The sequence below is a fragment of the Herbaspirillum sp. C7C2 genome, assembly GCF_022627865.1.
GTDB classification, from domain to species: domain Bacteria; phylum Pseudomonadota; class Gammaproteobacteria; order Burkholderiales; family Burkholderiaceae_D; genus Herbaspirillum; species Herbaspirillum frisingense.
The window spans coordinates 745,561-762,413 of record NZ_JABXGI010000001.1 but is presented as its reverse complement, the minus strand read 5'-3'; the positions used below and the strand labels follow the sequence as shown (position 1 = coordinate 762,413).

Below are 16,853 nucleotides of genomic sequence, written 5' to 3'. Positions count from 1 at the left end.
GTCCGCTAGGGGCTGCTACGGGAGGGGGAAGATTGCGGCGTCTGGGAGGATGGCCGGTCCTGCAACTGCAGATTCAGGCGCTGCAGCGCACTGCCGACCGGAATGAAGAAATTCATCCCGGCCAGCCCCTTGGCCCCCAGCCCGGCCACGGTGATGCCGATCACCTGGCCTGACTTGTCCAGCAACGGACCGCCGCTGCTGCCGGGCAGGATGGCCACGTCACTCTGCAGGAATTCCAGATCGCGCACCGTGCGCACCCCACTGAGAATGCCGCGCGTCAACGTGGTATTGAAGGCATCGCCCAGCGGCGAGCCCAGGGCATAGACATCCTCGCCGATGCCCGGCTCGCTCATGCGCAGCGGCAGCGGGCGCACGCCGGGTGGTGCGGTCTTGAGCAGGGCCACATCCCGCGCCACGTCGGAGCGCACCACCTCGGCCATCAGCTCGCGTCCGGCGGGCAGGCGCACGCGCACCACCCGCGCATCGCCGATGACGTGATGGTTGGTCAGCAGCCAGCCGGAACTGCCGATATAGAAACCGGTACCCGAGCTGCGCTCGCTGAAGACCGTGACCACCGCCGTGCGCAATTCGCCGATGACCTTGGACATCTCCGCCCCCTGGCGGTCGGGTAAGCGGTTGTCGATCTCCACAGCCCTGGCCGGCGGCTGATGCTCGGTTCTGGGCGGTGGCAACGCAGCGGCAGCGCGCTCGTAGGGTGTCTGCACTGCCAGTGCGAAGGCCGGGTCGGCCAGCAGATTGCGCAGCGCCACGGCGAAGGCTTCCACCGGAATCTGGGGCGATGCGCCCTCGAAGCCGGTGCTGCCCGAACGGAACACCCCTTCGCTGCTGCCGCGATAGATCACCTTGCGCTGCTCCGGCGCGAACAACTGCCAGTCGAGCCTGATGTAGGCCTCGCCGGTCCAGGCATTGCCGCCCTTCATGCAGAGATTGGTCTGCAACTGGGTGATCACCACGCCGACCTGGAGACTGGTTTCGCCGGCGCGCTTCGCGTCGCCTTGCGCGATGTCTTCCGGCCGCTCGGGGAAGAGGATCTCCGGCCGCGCTGCCGGCACCGGATAACCGTGGGCCAGCAGCTCCTGGCGAAAGCGCGCAGACAGGGCATCGGTCGGCAGCAGCACATCGGCGCTTTTCGGATTCCAGACGATGTCGTTCTTGCGCGAGCAGAACAGCCCCTGCTGCAGCTCGCCGATGACCTGCGGGCCCTGCTCGAAATGGCGCAACGCGCGGGCCAGGAAGGCCGGCCGGGCCTGGGCTTCGGCCGGCATGCGCAGCGGTGTCTTGTCCGCTATCGATGGCAGGGCCGCCGGACCGGCGTAGGCCGGCAGGTTCAGACCGAGCATGACCGCCAGCGCGGTCAACATCCTTGGCAGGGTGAGGTTGCGGTTCTTGTTCATCATCGGGCAGGTGATTGGACCGGCGCAAGCGTTGCCGGAGATCGGCACACCCGGTCAGGCCGGCGCTGCGGGCGTGCGGCATTCTCGCACGCCATATGCCCTTGCACGATTGCCACAAATACCTAACAAGCAAGAAAAGTCATCCTTCCAGAAGAAGGATGACTTTTCGCACAAACCCGGGGGGAGAATCAGGCCGGAACCGGCGTCGGCTGACTCTGCTTGCCCTTGATACGCAGTACCAGCACCGCACCGATCAGACAGGCCACACCCATCATGATGGACGACAGGGTGTAGTTGCCCAGCGTGGCCCGCATATAGCCGGCAACCGTGGTGGCGGTCGCGGCACCCAGCTGGTGGCCGGCGACGATCCAGCCGAAGACGATGGGAGCAGCCAGGCGGCCGAAGACGTCATTGGCCAGGCGCACGGTGGGCGGCACGGTGGCGATCCAGTCCAGGCCATAGAAGATGGCGAAGATGGTCAGGCCGTAATACTGCAGGCCGAAGGCATAGGGCAGGAAGATCAGCGCCAGGCCACGCAGCCCGTAGTACCAGAACAGCAGCACGCGCGGATTGTAGCGGTCCGACAGCCAGCCCGAGAGCGTGGTGCCGACCAGGTCCAGCATGCCCATGGCGGCCAGGATGGAGGCGCCACTGACTTCGTTGATGCCGTAGTCATTGCACATGGCGATGAACTGCGTACCGATATAGCCATTGGTGGACAGGCCGCAAACGAAGAAGCTCATGAACAGCAGCCAGAAGTCCGGCATGCGTACCGAGGTGCGCAAGGCGTCCAGGGCGATGGCCAGGGGATTGCGGCGGGACAGGCCCTCGTCCTTGATGTCCTCGACCTGGCCGACCATCTTCTGGCCGATGGCCGCCGGGCTCTCCGGCAGCAGCAACCACACCAGCGGGATGGCCAGCAGCGCCACCGCCGACACCAGGAAGGCCACCGAACGCCAGCCATAGCTGCCGACCATCGATGCCATCAATGGCAGGAACACCATCTGTCCGGTCGCCGCACTGGCGGTCAGCAGGCCCATGGCCAGCCCGCGCCGGGTCTCGAACCAGCGGCTGACGATGGTGGCACCCAGGGTATTGGCGGCCACGCCGGTACCGGCGCCCACCAGCAGGCCCCAGGACAGCAGCATGTGCCAGGGCATGTGCATCAGGGTCGACAGTGCCGTGCCGGTGGCCAGCAGCACCAGCGCCGCCAGCACCACCCGGCGGATGCCGAAGCGCTGCATGGCGGCAGCCGAGAACGGACCGATCAGGCCGTAGAGTGCGATGTTGACCGAGATCACCACCGAGATGGTGGAGCGGTTCCAGCCGAACTCCTGCTCCAGCGGCAGGATCATCACCGAAGGCGTGGCACGGATACCGGCCGAGCACAACAGGACCAGGAAGATCACGCCCACCACCACCCAGGCGTAGTGAAAGCGTGGCGTGACGGCGTTGGCGAGTGATTGTGTGAGCTTGTTCATTGCGGTCCTGTGGAGAAAGAGTCGCGTAAGGGTTGAGGTTGTGATTGTGGTTGTGGTTGCAGCAAAGGCAAAAACGAAGCCGAACGCGCTCAGGCGTCCTGCAGGCGTATATAGGCGTCTTCGATGAGGTCGTTGAATTCGCGCGCCAGCTTGGGGCCGAGGCGGCGGTCGATCTCGTCCTGGGCGCGGCGCCAGCGGGGTCGGGCCTCTTCCAGCTTGGCCTGGCCAGCGCGGCTCAGTTGCAGCGCGAAGGAACGCTTGTCCAGCAAGGCTTCCTCCGGCAGGTCCACGGTCTCGACCCAGCCGGCCGCCATCAGCGGCTTGAGGGCGCGACTGAGGGTGCTGCGGTCCATGCCCATGTCCTGCGCCAGGGTGATATTGGCGATCGGGCCCTTGCGGCCGATGCGGCTGATCAGCGAATACTGGGTGATGCTCAGGTCGCTGTCCTGCAGGTGGTGGTCATAGATGATGGTGATCCTGCGCGTGAGGCGGCGCAGGGGCGCGCAGGTACAAATATCCTTGCTCATGGGCATCCCGGTCGTCAGTAGATACAAACCCGACAACCGGGATGGCCGGCCGTCTGATCGCAATAACTATGCATATGCATCGATGTATGCGCATCATATGGACGGCGCGACGCCAAGTCAAGCAGGAGGACACTGAGGAAAAAATCAATCAACACCTCCAGTAGCCTGCCAGTTGGACTGCCCTTGAGTCGGAGGAGCCAGATTTATGATGTGATGCAAAGGAAGAGGCCAAGCAGAATCGGGCTTGGCGCTTGACCGAATAGTGCACAGCAAAGGCAATAGGTCACCCACGACGAAGCGGCGCAACAGACGTCGGTTTTATCGGGACTTTCATGTGGTGATCATGGGGCAACGAAGAAAATGGACGTCAGAAGCTTGTGCTTTGGTATCGACCGGATTCCGATATCGCCCACCTCAGGCGCACCAAGCGCTGAAGGAATTTCCCTCGCATGGGCATTGCTGGCGAGGTATGTGCAAGGGAGTGATTGACCCAGCACCACCCTTTATCAGTCATGAATGTAGGCGCAGCAATGTGATCAGGCCCGCGCGCTCCTCCCACTCAATCACTATCCCTCGCGTGCCACCTGGCGCCTCAACCGGCTCAACCGGCCAGCGCGTCCTGCAGGTAAACCGAGGACGACAGGGCCTGATGCACCTGGCGGCTGACCTCATCGACGAAGACCTCCAGCGCACCGGCTTCCAGCGCATCCAGGGTCTGGCGCACCACATCTTCGGGACGCGACTTGGGGGCGTCAAAGCCGCGGGTCAGGTCGGTATCGATAAAACCGGCGTGCACGCCCATCACCTGCGTCCCCTGCTCACGCAGTTCCTGGCGCAGGCCATTGGTCAGCGACCAGGCCGCTGCCTTGGAAACCCCGTAGGCCGCCAGCATGGGCGAATTGACCATGCTGATCACCGACAGCACGTTGACCAGCGCGCCGCCACCCTGGCGGGCCAGCACGGGGGCGAAGGCCTGGCTCAGGTTGAGCATGCCGAACAGGTTGGTGTTCAAGTGATCCTGCAGTTGTTCCTGCGCACCGGCGTGCAGCAGGCCGCCTACACGGGCGATGCCGGCGTTGTTGATCAGCACGCTCAGGTCGCCGATGCGCTCCACGGCGGCCTTGACCTGCTCGGGCTTGGTCACGTCGAGCTCGATCGGCTCCACGTCGGCCAGCTTGACCGAGGCGATATCACGCGCACCGGCATAGACGCGACGGGCGCCGCGCTCCAGGGCTTGTTTGGCGAATTCCAGGCCCAGGCCGCGGTTGGCACCGGTCACTAGGACGACAGCGTTTTCGAGTTTCATGATCTTTCCTTTCAATGGAGTTCTGTGGGGTCAGTGAGGCCGGTCTGTCCGGCCTCGATCCGGGTTGGCAATCGAACGTCTTGTGATCGGGCCAAACAAAAATATGATGTTCATCATATTCGTGGGTAAAAAAACAGGGCGCCACCCGATCCCGGGCGCCCTGGCTCAGTTTCCTGTTCAGTCTGCGTAGCGCGCCAGCAATTCGGCCCGGGTGGATGCCAGCAAGGCGCGTCCCTGCGGGGTGTTGCCCATCACCCGTGCCATCTGCAGCGCGCCGCTGAGTGTCGCGGCCACCACCCAGCTCGCCTGCTCGTCATGATGGGCTGGCAAGACCTCGCGCACCAGTTGCTGCAGGCTGTGGATGGCCTCGCGCGAGGACGCCATCACCTCCGGCGCCTGGCCGCGCATCTCGCTGCACAGCGCCGCCACCGGGCAACCGTTTTCGCAAGCCTCGATCTGGGTGTCGGACAGATAGGCATTGACGTAGGCGCGGAAGCGCTCGCCGCCGGCGCCCGCCTGCTTGCCGACGTGGTTCATGATCAGCGTCGCGCTATCGCGGCTGGCATGGCTGAGCGCTTCGGCCAGCAAGGCATCCCGCGAGGCAAAGTGGGCGTAGAAGCCACCATGGGTCAGCCCGGCCTCCTTCATGACCTCGGCCACGCTGACGCCCTTGAAGCCGCTGCGACGCATCGCCCGCGCGGCGGCGGCCACGATGCGCTGGTGGGATTGCTCCTTCTTGCTGGGTGCGGTGGAATTCATGGAAGCACAATAGCACAAATATGATGTTCATCATATTTTTTGCCGATTCCCGGTTTGCGTTGTACCTCCCGCGCCACACCGCAGACTTGAGCCCGGCCGTATCAGGTGCCCGGGTCTTGGCCAAAGGACTCCCGATAACGCTGCGGACTCACCCCCAGCACCCGCACGAAGGCATTGCGCATGCGGCCGGCGTCGCCAAAGCCGCAGGCGTAGGCAATCGCCTTGATCGGCGCGGTGCCATGCTCCAGCTGGGCGCGTGCTGCATCGATGCGGGCGCGCTGCACGAACTCGGCCGGCGCCATGCCGGCCTCGCGTGAAAAACTGCGGGAGAAACTGCGCAGGCTCATGCGTGCCACGGCCGCCAGTTCGGCTACCGACAGCGGCTGCCTGAGATTGGCCAGCACATGGCGCTGCACCTCGGCGATGGGAGAATCGGGCGGCGCCAGGTGATCGAGATATGGGCTGAACTGCGACTGGCCGCCGCTGCGCTGCATCACCACCACCAGCCGCTTGGCTACGTTCAGGGCCAGTTCGGCGCCATGATCCTGACGCAGCAGGTAGAGCGCCAGATCGATGCCGGCGGTAACGCCGGCCGAGGTGTACAGGTCCTCGTCCTGTACATAGATACGGTCGGCCTCGACCCGCGCCAGCGGACACAGCGTGGCCAACGCGGCGGCATCATTCCAGTGGGTGGTCACGGTGCGGTGATCCAGCAGCCCTGCCCGCCCCAGCATGAACGCGCCATTGCAGATCGAGCCGAACTTGCCGGCACGGGCGCAGGCCTGGCGCAACCACGCATGGATGGCGGGATCGAAACGACGTTCCACCAGCGTCGGGCCACCGGCCACCAGCAAGAGGTCATCCTCGCCGTCGGCGTCGCGCCAGGTAAGGCCGGCGATCAAGCCCAGGCCGTTGGAACAAGTCACTGCCGCGCCATCCACGCTGACGGTCTGCAGGCGATAGCGGTCACCCGGCAGCAAAAACCGGTTGGCCTCGGAGAACACGTCCAGCGGGCCGGACACATCCAGCGATTGCACGCCATCGAAAATCACGACTGTCACTGTCTTCATGGGGGTTCGCATCAGGGGTCGGAAAACGGCATGCAGGCCTGCCCGCATGCCGTCGGCAGAGCGCAATTGTGGCACGCGCATGGGCCGGCCGCTGCGGCAGCGCCATTGACCCTCGGCCAGACGACAGCCGAATCCGGCCAGCCCCGGTGCTGACCGGATTCACCTCCAGACTGGCCGAAAGCCCAGGCCGAATGCGCATCCCGGCTTGCGGTGGCACCGCGATAATCCTCGCTCCCGCCGCACCGCCGGCATGACCACCAGGAGTTCTGCATGTCATCCCCTACCCCCTCCGTTTCCCTGCCGGCCGAACGCGTCGGCCCCGCCTTCTCTGTGGACGGCATGCTGCTGGCGCGGCGCAAGACCCGTGAAGCCATCGCCCGCATCGCCGAGCGCGTCGTGCCGGGCATGGTGGAAGAAGACGCGGTGGCCATGGCCAAACAGGAGATGGCCGGGATGGGCCTGGCCCTGAGCTGGCACCCTACCCGCGTGCGCTTCGGGCGCAATACCATCAAGCCCATGAAACTGGCCTCCGAGCCCGGCGTGGTGCTGGGGGAGAACGATATCTTCTTCCTCGACATCGCCCCCCGCGTGGATGCCTGGGAAGGCGATGGCGGCAAGACCTTCACGGTCGGCCAACATGCCGACTATGCACGTTGCGCCCGCGATGCCGAGGAACTCTTCCACCAGGCACGCCAGGCCTGGGACCGGCAGCAACTGAGCGGGCGCCAGCTCTACGACTTCGCGGACAAGACGGCGCGCGCCATGGGCTGGGAACTCAATTTCGACCTGCCGGGCCACCGCGTGTCCGATTTCCCGCATGCGGCCATCCACACCGGTGCGCTGGCCGAGTTCGAGCAGGCGCCGGCGACCCTGCGCTGGATCTTGGAAATCCACCTGCGCGATCCGCAGCATCGCTTCGGCGCCTTCTTCGAAGACATGCTGCTGGAAGATGAACACTACCCGCTTTGAGCCATCACAGCCTGAGCGAAAACAAGAAAGCCAGCTCCGCGGAGCTGGCTTTTCTTCTTCCATCAATCAATCAAGCAATCGGGCGCTCAGGCAATCACGCCAAATGCTCATGACCTCATGCGCTCATACCAGCGAATCGTCGTAACCGCCGCTGTCGTCCAGATCGAAGTTGCTCAGGTCTGCCAGATCGCTGCTGGAGCCGAAGTCACTGCTGTCATTACCGCTGTCACTACCGCTGGCATTGCTGGCCAGGTCTGATTTGCGCTCGCCATCGCTGCCGTAGTAATTGTTGACCGTGGTGTTCTCGATGTTTTCCACAGGAGCGCTCAGGCCGTTCTGGCGCGCCAGGCCGGCCCCGCTATTGCCATTGAACATGTGCTCGATGCCCTGGTACAGGAAAGCACCACCGGCCACGCCGGCCGCCGTGGCGGCGACACTGCCCAGCACGCTGCCCATGCCGCCCCCGAAGAAGCCTGAAGACGGCGCCGGTGCCGGCGCTGCCTGGTAGGCCGGCGCTGGCGCAGGTGACGCATAGGCCGGTGCCGGTGCGGGCGCCGCTGCATAAGCCGGAGGATAGGCCGGTGCCGGCGCCGCCTGCGGACGGGCGCCAGACGGTGCATGCCCCCAGGCATTGCCATCCAGAAAACCCGGTTCCCGGGCGCCACCGGCCTGCAGCGCCTGTACCTGGGCCTGCAGCGCACTGACCTGGGCCTTGCTGGCATTGAGCGCCTGCTCCATCAGCAGCGCCCGCTGCACCAGCAGATAGGCCGCGTCCGGCTGCTGCGCGACCGCCTGGGCGATCATCGCATCGGCCTGGGCATCCTTGGTGATGCCCCGGACCTGGGTCAATTGTTGGAGAAAATCCTGAAGGGCTTGGGTTTCTTGCGGATTCATCATGGCGGGCTCCTGCCGTTACGGTAATGACGACAAATGTAGACACAGCGACCCACATTCAACCCATGGACGAACGGGATCGCCGACAAATGGATTATGCGCGCCTTCATCTCGAAGAGATGTGTCGACAATCAACGAGATGGAAACAGCTTGTAACAGACAGCCGACAAGACTTCGCTCAAAGCAGACGTACGCACAAAAAACCCGAATGTTGAAATTTTAGGTAATATCCCCCTCCCCGCACCCGTTCCGGCGGCCACAAGCCCGGAGCGGGCGGAGGCAGGCGCGTGGAGCCGATGACCGGTTCCCGCACCCATTATCCGAGCCGACGAGAACGCAGCACCCTGCGCGATCGGCCCGCCGCATTCAGACCAGGAAACCAGAACAGCGAACGCGAGCCGCCTGCATCCGGCCCTCGCTTCCTCAAGACCGTTAATCCCTCATCAAGATCATGACCCAACAAATTTCCGCCGCCGAGCAACTCCTGCGTGACGCCGCCCGCGATTACCATCGCACCCCGTCGCGCGGCAAGATCGAAGTCCGCCCCACCAAGCCGCTGTCCAACCAGCGCGACCTGTCGCTGGCCTATTCGCCGGGCGTGGCCTATCCCTGCCTGGATATCGAAGCCGATCCGCTGAAAGCCTTCGACTACACCTCGCGCGGCAACCTGGTGGCCGTGGTCTCCAACGGCACCGCCGTGCTGGGCCTGGGCAACATCGGTCCGCTGGCATCCAAGCCGGTGATGGAAGGCAAGGGTTGCCTGTTCAAGAAGTTTGCCGGCGTGGACGTGTTCGACATCGAACTGGCCGAGACCGACCCGGACAAGCTGGTCGAGATCATCGCCTCGCTGGAGCCTACCCTGGGCGGCATCAACCTGGAAGACATCAAGGCCCCCGAGTGCTTCTACATCGAGCAGAAGCTGTCGGCCCGCATGAACATCCCGGTCTTCCACGATGACCAGCACGGCACCGCCATCATCTCCTCGGCGGCCCTGCTGAACGGCCTGGAACTGGTGGGCAAGGACATCGGTAGCGTCAAGATCGCCGTCTCCGGCGCCGGTGCAGCCGCGATTGCCTGCGTGGAAGTGATGATCGGCCTGGGTGTAAAGCGCGAGAACGTCTTCATGGTCGACAGCAAGGGCGTCATCTATGAAGGCCGCCCCGGTGGCCTGGACGCTTCCAAGCAACGCTACGCCATCAAGACCGAAGCGCGCACCCTGGCCGACGTGGTCAATGGCGCCGACGTCTTCCTGGGCTGCTCGGCCCCGGGCGTGCTGACCGCCGACATGGTCAAGACCATGGCCGACAAGCCCATCATCCTGGCCCTGGCCAACCCGGAACCGGAAATCCGCCCCGAACTGGCCAAGGCTGTGCGCCCGGACTGCATCATCGCCACTGGCCGTTCGGACTATCCGAACCAGGTCAACAACGTGCTGTGCTTCCCCTACATCTTCCGTGGCGCGCTGGACTGCGGCGCCACCAAGATCACCGAAGCCATGAAACTGGCCTGCGTGCGCGAGATCGCCGACCTGGCCAAGGCCGAGACCAGCGCCGAAGTCAGCGCCGCCTATCCCGGTAAGGAGCTGGTGTTCGGTGCCGACTACCTGATCCCGACCCCCTTCGATTCGCGCCTGATCCTCAAGATCGCCCCGGCCGTGGCCAAGGCTGCCGCCGAGTCCGGCGTGGCGACCCGTCCCATCAAGGACTACGCCGCCTACCGCGAAGAGCTGACCCGCTTCATCTACCAGACCGGCATGTTCATGCAGCCCGTCTTCAACACCGCCAAGGTGGCCGCGCAGCGCGTGGTCTATGCCGACGGTGAAGACGAGCGCGTCCTGCGCGCAGTGCAGTTCGTGGCCGACGAAGGCCTGGCCGCGCCCATCCTGGTCGGCCGTGCGGACGCCATCGAAGCCGGCATCAAGAAAGCCGGCCTGCGCCTGAAGATCGGCCAGAACGTGCAAGTCATCAACCCCGCCAGCGATGCCCGCGTGGCCGCCTACGCCGCGCAATACCAGGGCGGCAGCGAAGCCGACGTGCGTGCCAGCGGCAGCCTGCTGGCCGCGCTGATGGTCAAGGCCGGCGACGCCGATGCCATGCTGTGCGGCCTGGACGGCAATTACGACGGCCACCTGGCGCATGTGGAAAAGGTCATCGGCCTGAAGGATGGCGCCCAGGAATTCGCGGCATTGAACGCCGTGCTGCTGCCGGACCAGACCCTCTTCATCACCGATACCTACGTCAACGACACCCCGGACGCCGAGCAACTGGCACGCATCGCCAAGGCCGCCGCCGAGGAAGTGGCGCGTTTCGGCGTGCCGCCCAAGGTCGCCTTCCTGTCGCACTCCAACCATGGCAGCTCCTCGCGCCCGTCGGCCCGCAAGATGGCGCAGGCGCATGAAGCCTTCAGGAAGCTGGCCCCGGAAGTGGAATCGGCCGGTGAACTGCACGGCGACGCCGCCCTGTCGGAAAAGATCCGCAACAACGTCGGCCTGGCCGACAGCGGTCTCACCGGCGCAGCCAACGTGCTGGTCTGCCCCAACCTGGATGCGGCCAACATCCTCTTCAACGTGTTGAAGACCAGCAGCGGCCAGGGCACCACCATCGGCCCCATCCTGCTGGGTGCGGCCGCCCCGGTGCATGTGCTGACCCCGTCGAGCACCGTGCGTCGCGTCATCAACATGACCGCGCTGGCAGCGGCCAAGGCACAGGACGGCAAGTCCAAGGCCTGAGCCAGGCCCTAAGCAAGCAGCCAGAAAAGACCGGGTTCGCCCGGTCTTTTTTTTCGTCCCTCGACAGCCAATGCCGCGACCGACGGGAACGGGCTGCAAATCGATATCAAATCGCGCATTGCCCGAAAGAATAATTTCATTGGATGGAAGGCTTGCCGCTGATTACTATCATTGGCGATTCAGCCATGCGACCATCGAACAAGCAAACGCCGGCAGTACAGGGAAGCCGGCGGCAAGAAGAGAGACAGGATGGGCAGGAAGCCGACGCTTCGTGACGGCATGACAGCATGACATCACCAGCACTTCATTGCTCGCCGCGACCGCCCATCCGGGCCGGCCGCCGCTCCTAGCTTCTCGCGCCCGCACGACCGCACGCCAAACGGGCGGCTCCGCTTCGATCGCATCGCCTGGGTCCGATACCAACAACGATAGCAATCGAACGCGAGGAAGACATGATCTGGTTCTACAACCTCAACATCGCCAGGAAGCTGGCCCTGTCCTTTGCCGTGGTGATCGCACTGACCCTGCTGCAGGGCCTGTTCGCCATCAAGGAGCTCAAGCAGGTCAACAACGCTTCCGGCGAGATCGTCACCAAGTGGATGCCGACCATGGATGCCGCACGCGAGCTGCAGGGTTCGCTGCCGCCGCTGCGCCTGACCGAACTGGAACTGGTCACCGCCGTCACCCCGCAGGAGCGCGCCGCCGCCAACCAGGCCATCAAGACGCGCCTGGAGGCGCTGGCCAAGCAACGCGCCGTCTTCGAACAACGCATGTCCGAGCCGCAGGAAAAGGAGCAGTACGCCCAGTTCGGCAAGAACCTGGCCGCCTACATCAAGGTCGATGAGCAACTGGCGGAGATGGCGGCCAATCAGCAATACGACGAGACCCGCGTGCTCTTCAAGGGCGAATCGGCGCGGCTGTATGGCGCCATGGTCGGTAATCTGGACGCCATCGTGAAGATCAACGCCAGCGGCAGCGCCCGGGCCGACGAAGAGGCCACCGGTGTATTCCGTGGCGCCCAGCGCTGGATCGGCGGGCTGTTGCTGGCGACCGTGGCGATCGGTTCGCTGCTGGCCTTCGTGGTGGCCGCCAATGTGGCGCGTCCACTCAAGGAAGCGGTGGAGATCGCCCAGCGCGTGGCGCGCGGTGACCTGACGCTGCGCATCCGCCCGGCCGGGCGCGATGAAACCGGTCGCCTGATGGAAGCCCTGCGCGCCATGAATGAAAGCCTGCGCGACATCGTCAACGAGGTGCGCCAGGGTACCGACACCATCGCCACCGCCTCCAACGAAATCGCCCGCGGCAACCTGGACCTGTCCAACCGCACCGAGCAGCAGGCGGGTTCCCTGGAGGAGACCGCCTCGGCCATGGAGCAGCTCACCTCCACCGTGACCCAGAACGCTGACAACGCCCGCCAGGCCAACCAGCTGGCCGCCACTGCCTCGGACATCGCCAGCCAGGGCGGCGAGGTGGTGGGCCAGGTGGTGCAGACCATGGAAGGCATCACCGAAAGCTCGCGCCGCATCGCCGACATCATCAGCGTGATCGACGGCATCGCCTTCCAGACCAACATCCTGGCCCTGAACGCAGCGGTGGAAGCAGCCCGTGCCGGCGAACAGGGCCGCGGCTTCGCGGTGGTGGCCTCGGAGGTGCGCTCGCTGGCCCAGCGTTCGGCCGGAGCAGCCAAGGAGATCAAGGAACTGATCGACGATTCGGTGCAGAAGGTCAGCGCCGGCAGCGCCCTGGTGGAACGCGCCGGCAGCACCATGAACGAGGTGGTCGCCAGCGTGCGGCGCGTGACCGATGTGGTGGCCGAGATCAGCGCCGCCACTCAGGAACAGAGCGGCGGCATCAATGAAGTGAACCTGGCCATCACGCAGATGGACGAGACCACCCAGCAGAACGCCGCCCTGGTGGAACAAGCGGCAGCCGCCGCCGATTCACTCAAGGGCCAGGCCGGCAACCTCGCTGCGGTGGTGGGCAAGTTCAAGCTGGACTAGGGCCTCATCCCTACGGCAGATGGACGGGAAGCAGGCGGGAGCCGGCCTCCTGGCGCCCATCCCTGAGCACGTAATCGACTTCGCTGGCGCCGATGCCCAGGTCATTGAGTTCGCGGGCCTCCATGCCCCGGATCTCAACGACCGCGGCGCCGCGTGATCTGCTGTAGTCCCCGAGTACGCGGGCAAGGACCTGGCTGACGATAGGCCACATGGACTTCTCCTTGGTTGAATGCGCACATGATCAGGCAATCCAGACTATTGGTAAAATTGAGTTTGATGACATCTATTATCAGGAAACCTGATGCGAGAACTCAGCCTGGACCAGTTGCGCACACTGGTCAACATCGTCGACCTGGGGACCTTTTCGGCCGCCGCCAATGCGCTGCACCTGGCCCAGCCCACCATCAGCCTGCATGTCAGCGATCTTGAGGCGCGCCTGGGCGGTGCCCTGCTCATGCGTGGCAGTCGCCGGGTACAGGCCACGGCCCTGGGCGCACTGGTGATCGAACGGGCCAGGCGACTGTTACGCGACGCCGACGATCTACTGGAGGTGACCAGAAAACACGTGGAAGGCAAGGTGGGCCGGGTACGGCTGGGGACGTCGACGGGGGTGGTGGTCAACCTGCTGCCGCGCGTATTGCGCAAACTGGAAAGCAGCTTTCCCGGCATCGATGTGGAGGTCAACATCCTGGGCTCGAACGAGACCATGGCGCGCCTGCAGGAAGGCACGCTCGACATCGGCCTGGTGGCGACCCCGATCCAGTCTTCCAAGGACATCCTGATCACGCACTGGCGCAGTGACCGCATGATGGCCTTCCTGCCGGCCACGTGGAAATCACCGGCTGCCATCAAGCCGGGCTGGCTGGTGGACAAGCCAATGATCTTCAACGACGCGACCACGCAGATGTACCGCCTGACCATGGCCTGGTTCGCCGAGGCCGGGGAAAACCCGCGCGCGCGTATCGAACTCAACTACAACGAAGCCATGAAGAGCCTGGTCTCGGCCGGCTACGGCGCCGCCGTCCTGCCGCTGGAACAGCCCTTGGCCGCCGAGCTGGAGCGCCACAAGGATATCCGCATCGTTCCCCTCTCCCCGGTACTCAAGCGCCACATCGGCGTGGCGCATCGTGCCCTGCCCGGCCTGGACAAGGCGACGGCCAACGTGCTGGAGACGATACGGCAGTTCGAGCAGGCCTGAACCGGGGTCTCCCCTGCCAGCCCGTCTTTCGGAGGCACGCGCAGGCTCATTAACGACCGTTTAATGCTGGATTCAATGAGCATTAAGCACAGCCCCGGGTGCATCTCCTATAGTCAGCACTCCTTCACGTGCAATCTTCAGGAGTTCCCCATGAGCCTGGCATCCCTGCCCACGCCCGCCGCCTTGATCGACATCACCCGCATGGAGCGCAACATCGCCCGCATGCAGCAGCGCATGGATGCGCTGGGCGTGCGCTTCCGCCCCCACGTCAAGACCACCAAGTGCCAGCAGGTCGTGCAGGCGCAATTGCAGGCCGGGGCGAGCGGCATCACCGTCTCCACCCTGAAGGAGGCCGAGCAGTTCTTTGCTGCCGGCATCGGCGACATCGTCTATGCGGTAGGCATGGCGCCCACCAAGCTGGAGCAGGCGCTGGCCCTGCGTCGCCAGGGCTGCGATCTCAAGATCGTGGCCGACAGCGTGGTCTGTGCCGAGGCCATCGTGGCCTTCGGACGGGAGCACGATGCGTCGTTTGAAGTCTGGATCGAAATCGACGTCGATGGCCATCGCTCCGGCATCGCCCCGGACGATGCCGTCCTGCTGACCGTGGGATCGATACTGCACGCAGGCGGCATGCGCCTGGGCGGGGTGTTGGCCCACGCCGGCTCCAGCTACGACCATGACAATGATGCCGCCCTCATCGCCGTGGCCGAACAGGAACGCGCCGGCTGCGTACGCGCCGCCGAACGCCTGCGCGCCGCCGGCCTGCCGTGCGAGGTGGTCAGCATCGGTTCCACCCCGACCGCCCTGCGCGCCGAACAGTTGCGTGGTGTCACCGAGGTGCGGGCCGGGGTCTATGCCATGTTCGATCTGGTGATGTACAACGTGGGCGTCAATACGCTCGATGACATCGCGCTGAGCGTGCTGACCACCGTGATCGGCCACCAGCCCGAGAAAGGCTGGGCCATTGTCGATGCCGGATGGATGGCCATGAGCCGCGACCGGGGTACCCAAGGGCGCCGCCAGGATTTCGGCTATGGCCAGGTCTGCACCGAGGATGGCCAGGTGCTGCAAGGCTACCTGATGAGCGGCGCCAACCAGGAGCACGGCATCCTCTCGCGCCAGGGCAGCCCGGATAGCCAGATCGCACAGCACCTGCCCATCGGCACCCGCCTGCGCATCCTGCCCAATCACGCCTGCGCCACCGGTGCGCAGTACCCGCACTATCAGGCCATCGCCGCCGACGGCAGCGTGACGACCTGGCCGCGCTTCAACGGCTGGTAGGCGTCGCGCCGTTCAGGCCGCTGCCGAAATAGGACTGCGCCAGCGCCACCCAGTAGCGTACGCCCTCTTCGATGATGTCATCGTTGAAGTCGTAGTGCGGGTGGTGCAGCGAATGGGAGCTGCGGTCCTGCGGCGCATTGCCGATCAGGACATAGGTCCCCGGCCGCTCCTCCAGCATGAAACCGAAATCCTCCGAGGTCATGTTGGCGGGGATGCCGGTGTGGATGCGCGCATCACCGAAGGTGGTGCGGATCACCCGTTCACAGAACTCGGTCTCGGCCGGTGTATTGATGGTGGCCGGGTAGTACTGGAAGAATTCCACCTCGACCTGCGCGCCATAGGCGTCGGCCAGCGCATGACACATGCGGCGGATGTCTTCCTGCAACTTCTGCTGCAGGGTCGATGAGAGCGTGCGGATGGTGCCGCGCAGCTCGGCGCGGTCGGGAATCACATTGTCGGTATCACCCGCATGGAACATGCACACCGAGATCACGGCCGGATCGACCGGGTCCTTGTGACGGGCGGCGATGGTCTGGCACTGCAAGACCATGGAGCAGGCCAGCGGAATCGGGTCCAGCCCGAGATGCGGCTGGGCTGCGTGCGCGCCCTTGCCGGTGATGGTGATCTTCAGGCGCGAGCCGGCGGCCATGATGGGACCGGTGCGCAGGCCGAACTGCCCGGCCGGCAGGCCCGGCCAGTTGTGCATGCCGAACACGGCCTCGGTCGGGAACTGTTCGAAGAGGCCATCCTCGATCATCTTGCGCGCCCCCGCCCCACCCTCCTCCCCCGGCTGGAACACGAAGTGCACGCTGCCCGCCAGCGTCGGCATCTGCCTCAGTACGCGGGCCGCACCCAGCAGCATGACGGTATGGCCATCGTGGCCGCAGGCATGCATGACGCCGTGCGAGCAGGAAGCATGGGCGAAGTCATTGGCCTCGGTGATGGGCAGGGCGTCCAGGTCGGCGCGTAGCACGATGCCGCGCTGCTGGTCGCTGCCCGGCAAGCTGGCCACCACGCCGGTGCCACCCAGGCCACGGGTGACGGCATAGCCCAGTGACGCCAGTTCCCGCACCACCACGTCGGCGGTGCGATGTTCCTCGAATCGCAGTTCGGGATGCGCATGCAGGTCGCGGCGCAGGCCGGCCCAGTGGGCCAGATACGGGTGCAGGCTGTCGTGCTGATGGGGGGGGTGTTCCATGATGCGGCTCTGTCTCCGGTTCGGCAG

At 64.9% G+C, this 16,853-nt stretch carries 14 protein-coding genes; 5 read left to right on the top strand and 9 right to left on the bottom strand.

Annotation, left to right across the window (positions count from 1 at the left end; translation table 11 throughout):
* Positions 1–5: 5 nt before the first annotated feature.
* From HWE04_RS03455 to HWE04_RS03430, 6 genes are all read right to left on the bottom strand, one after another.
* On the bottom strand, positions 6–1,418 hold the full coding sequence (locus tag HWE04_RS03455) for a S1C family serine protease (RefSeq protein ID WP_241811501.1): 1,413 nt from the start codon (positions 1,416–1,418) through the stop codon (positions 6–8).
* Between the two features lie 185 nt (positions 1,419–1,603).
* Positions 1,604–2,896 carry an MFS transporter gene (locus tag HWE04_RS03450; RefSeq protein ID WP_241811500.1) on the bottom strand — a complete coding sequence of 431 codons (1,293 nt, stop codon included), beginning with the start codon at positions 2,894–2,896 and terminating at the stop codon, positions 1,604–1,606.
* 89 nt (positions 2,897–2,985) lie between these two features.
* A complete protein-coding gene (locus HWE04_RS03445; RefSeq protein WP_077236707.1) occupies positions 2,986–3,423 on the bottom strand; it encodes a MarR family winged helix-turn-helix transcriptional regulator in 438 nt (145 codons plus the stop codon).
* 601 nt (positions 3,424–4,024) lie between these two features.
* Entirely contained in the window at positions 4,025–4,729 is a 705-nt protein-coding gene (locus HWE04_RS03440; protein WP_241811499.1) for an SDR family oxidoreductase, read from the bottom strand.
* Between the two features lie 177 nt (positions 4,730–4,906).
* The gene (locus tag HWE04_RS03435; protein WP_241811498.1) at positions 4,907–5,488 is read right to left on the bottom strand and encodes a TetR/AcrR family transcriptional regulator; all 582 of its coding nucleotides are present in this window, start codon (positions 5,486–5,488) and stop codon (positions 4,907–4,909) included.
* Between the two features lie 101 nt (positions 5,489–5,589).
* Positions 5,590–6,558, bottom strand: a complete 969-nt coding sequence (locus tag HWE04_RS03430; RefSeq protein ID WP_241811497.1) for a GlxA family transcriptional regulator — start codon at positions 6,556–6,558, stop codon at positions 5,590–5,592.
* Positions 6,559–6,828: 270 nt separating this feature from the next.
* Between HWE04_RS03430 and HWE04_RS03425 the strand changes: the two genes are divergently transcribed.
* Positions 6,829–7,527 carry a M24 family metallopeptidase gene (locus tag HWE04_RS03425; protein WP_241811496.1) on the top strand — a complete coding sequence of 233 codons (699 nt, stop codon included), beginning with the start codon at positions 6,829–6,831 and terminating at the stop codon, positions 7,525–7,527.
* Between the two features lie 123 nt (positions 7,528–7,650).
* Here HWE04_RS03425 and HWE04_RS03420 read toward each other — a convergent pair whose 3' ends face one another.
* Positions 7,651–8,421 carry a DUF2076 domain-containing protein gene (locus HWE04_RS03420; protein WP_039875615.1) on the bottom strand — a complete coding sequence of 257 codons (771 nt, stop codon included), beginning with the start codon at positions 8,419–8,421 and terminating at the stop codon, positions 7,651–7,653.
* 451 nt (positions 8,422–8,872) lie between these two features.
* Here HWE04_RS03420 and HWE04_RS03415 point away from each other — a divergent pair, with 451 nt between their 5' ends.
* Together HWE04_RS03415 and HWE04_RS03410 are read left to right on the top strand one after the other, a co-directional pair.
* Positions 8,873–11,149: an NADP-dependent malic enzyme gene (locus tag HWE04_RS03415; RefSeq protein ID WP_241811495.1), complete on the top strand. Its 2,277-nt coding sequence runs from the start codon at positions 8,873–8,875 to the stop codon at positions 11,147–11,149.
* Between the two features lie 452 nt (positions 11,150–11,601).
* Positions 11,602–13,149 (top strand): methyl-accepting chemotaxis protein, encoded by a 1,548-nt coding sequence (locus tag HWE04_RS03410; RefSeq protein WP_006463779.1) that lies wholly within the window; start codon positions 11,602–11,604, stop codon positions 13,147–13,149.
* Between the two features lie 10 nt (positions 13,150–13,159).
* On the opposite strand, the gene HWE04_RS03405 is transcribed toward HWE04_RS03410, so the two are convergent.
* Positions 13,160–13,360 (bottom strand): hypothetical protein, encoded by a 201-nt coding sequence (locus tag HWE04_RS03405; protein WP_241811494.1) that lies wholly within the window; start codon positions 13,358–13,360, stop codon positions 13,160–13,162.
* 90 nt (positions 13,361–13,450) lie between these two features.
* On the opposite strand from HWE04_RS03405, the gene HWE04_RS03400 reads away from it, so the two are divergent.
* Positions 13,451–14,347, top strand: a complete 897-nt coding sequence (locus tag HWE04_RS03400; RefSeq protein ID WP_241811493.1) for a LysR family transcriptional regulator — start codon at positions 13,451–13,453, stop codon at positions 14,345–14,347.
* A gap of 150 nt (positions 14,348–14,497) precedes the next feature.
* The gene (locus tag HWE04_RS03395) at positions 14,498–15,628 is read left to right on the top strand and encodes a DSD1 family PLP-dependent enzyme (protein ID WP_241811492.1); all 1,131 of its coding nucleotides are present in this window, start codon (positions 14,498–14,500) and stop codon (positions 15,626–15,628) included.
* On the opposite strand, the gene HWE04_RS03390 is transcribed toward HWE04_RS03395, so the two are convergent.
* Positions 15,615–16,826 carry a M20 aminoacylase family protein gene (locus tag HWE04_RS03390; protein WP_241811491.1) on the bottom strand — a complete coding sequence of 404 codons (1,212 nt, stop codon included), beginning with the start codon at positions 16,824–16,826 and terminating at the stop codon, positions 15,615–15,617. The genes HWE04_RS03395 and HWE04_RS03390 overlap by 14 nt on opposite strands.
* Between the last annotated feature and the right edge of the window lie 27 nt (positions 16,827–16,853).

Excerpts from the sequence above, each read along its gene's own strand:
- HWE04_RS03445 (WP_077236707.1), bottom strand. The coding sequence starts at position 3,423 with ATGAGCAAGGATATTTGTACCTGCGCGCCCCTGCGCCGCCTCACGCGC.
- HWE04_RS03405 (WP_241811494.1), bottom strand. The coding sequence starts at position 13,360 with ATGTGGCCTATCGTCAGCCAGGTCCTTGCCCGCGTACTCGGGGACTAC.
- HWE04_RS03395 (WP_241811492.1), top strand. The coding sequence starts at position 14,498 with ATGAGCCTGGCATCCCTGCCCACGCCCGCCGCCTTGATCGACATCACC.
- HWE04_RS03400 (WP_241811493.1), top strand. The coding sequence starts at position 13,451 with ATGCGAGAACTCAGCCTGGACCAGTTGCGCACACTGGTCAACATCGTC.
- HWE04_RS03410 (WP_006463779.1), top strand. The coding sequence starts at position 11,602 with ATGATCTGGTTCTACAACCTCAACATCGCCAGGAAGCTGGCCCTGTCC.
- HWE04_RS03425 (WP_241811496.1), top strand. The coding sequence starts at position 6,829 with ATGTCATCCCCTACCCCCTCCGTTTCCCTGCCGGCCGAACGCGTCGGC.
- HWE04_RS03435 (WP_241811498.1), bottom strand. The coding sequence starts at position 5,488 with ATGAATTCCACCGCACCCAGCAAGAAGGAGCAATCCCACCAGCGCATC.
- HWE04_RS03390 (WP_241811491.1), bottom strand. The coding sequence starts at position 16,826 with ATGGAACACCCCCCCCATCAGCACGACAGCCTGCACCCGTATCTGGCC.
- HWE04_RS03455 (WP_241811501.1), bottom strand. The coding sequence starts at position 1,418 with ATGATGAACAAGAACCGCAACCTCACCCTGCCAAGGATGTTGACCGCG.
- HWE04_RS03430 (WP_241811497.1), bottom strand. The coding sequence starts at position 6,558 with ATGAAGACAGTGACAGTCGTGATTTTCGATGGCGTGCAATCGCTGGAT.
- HWE04_RS03415 (WP_241811495.1), top strand. The coding sequence starts at position 8,873 with ATGACCCAACAAATTTCCGCCGCCGAGCAACTCCTGCGTGACGCCGCC.
- HWE04_RS03440 (WP_241811499.1), bottom strand. The coding sequence starts at position 4,729 with ATGAAACTCGAAAACGCTGTCGTCCTAGTGACCGGTGCCAACCGCGGC.
- HWE04_RS03450 (WP_241811500.1), bottom strand. The coding sequence starts at position 2,896 with ATGAACAAGCTCACACAATCACTCGCCAACGCCGTCACGCCACGCTTT.
- HWE04_RS03420 (WP_039875615.1), bottom strand. The coding sequence starts at position 8,421 with ATGAATCCGCAAGAAACCCAAGCCCTTCAGGATTTTCTCCAACAATTG.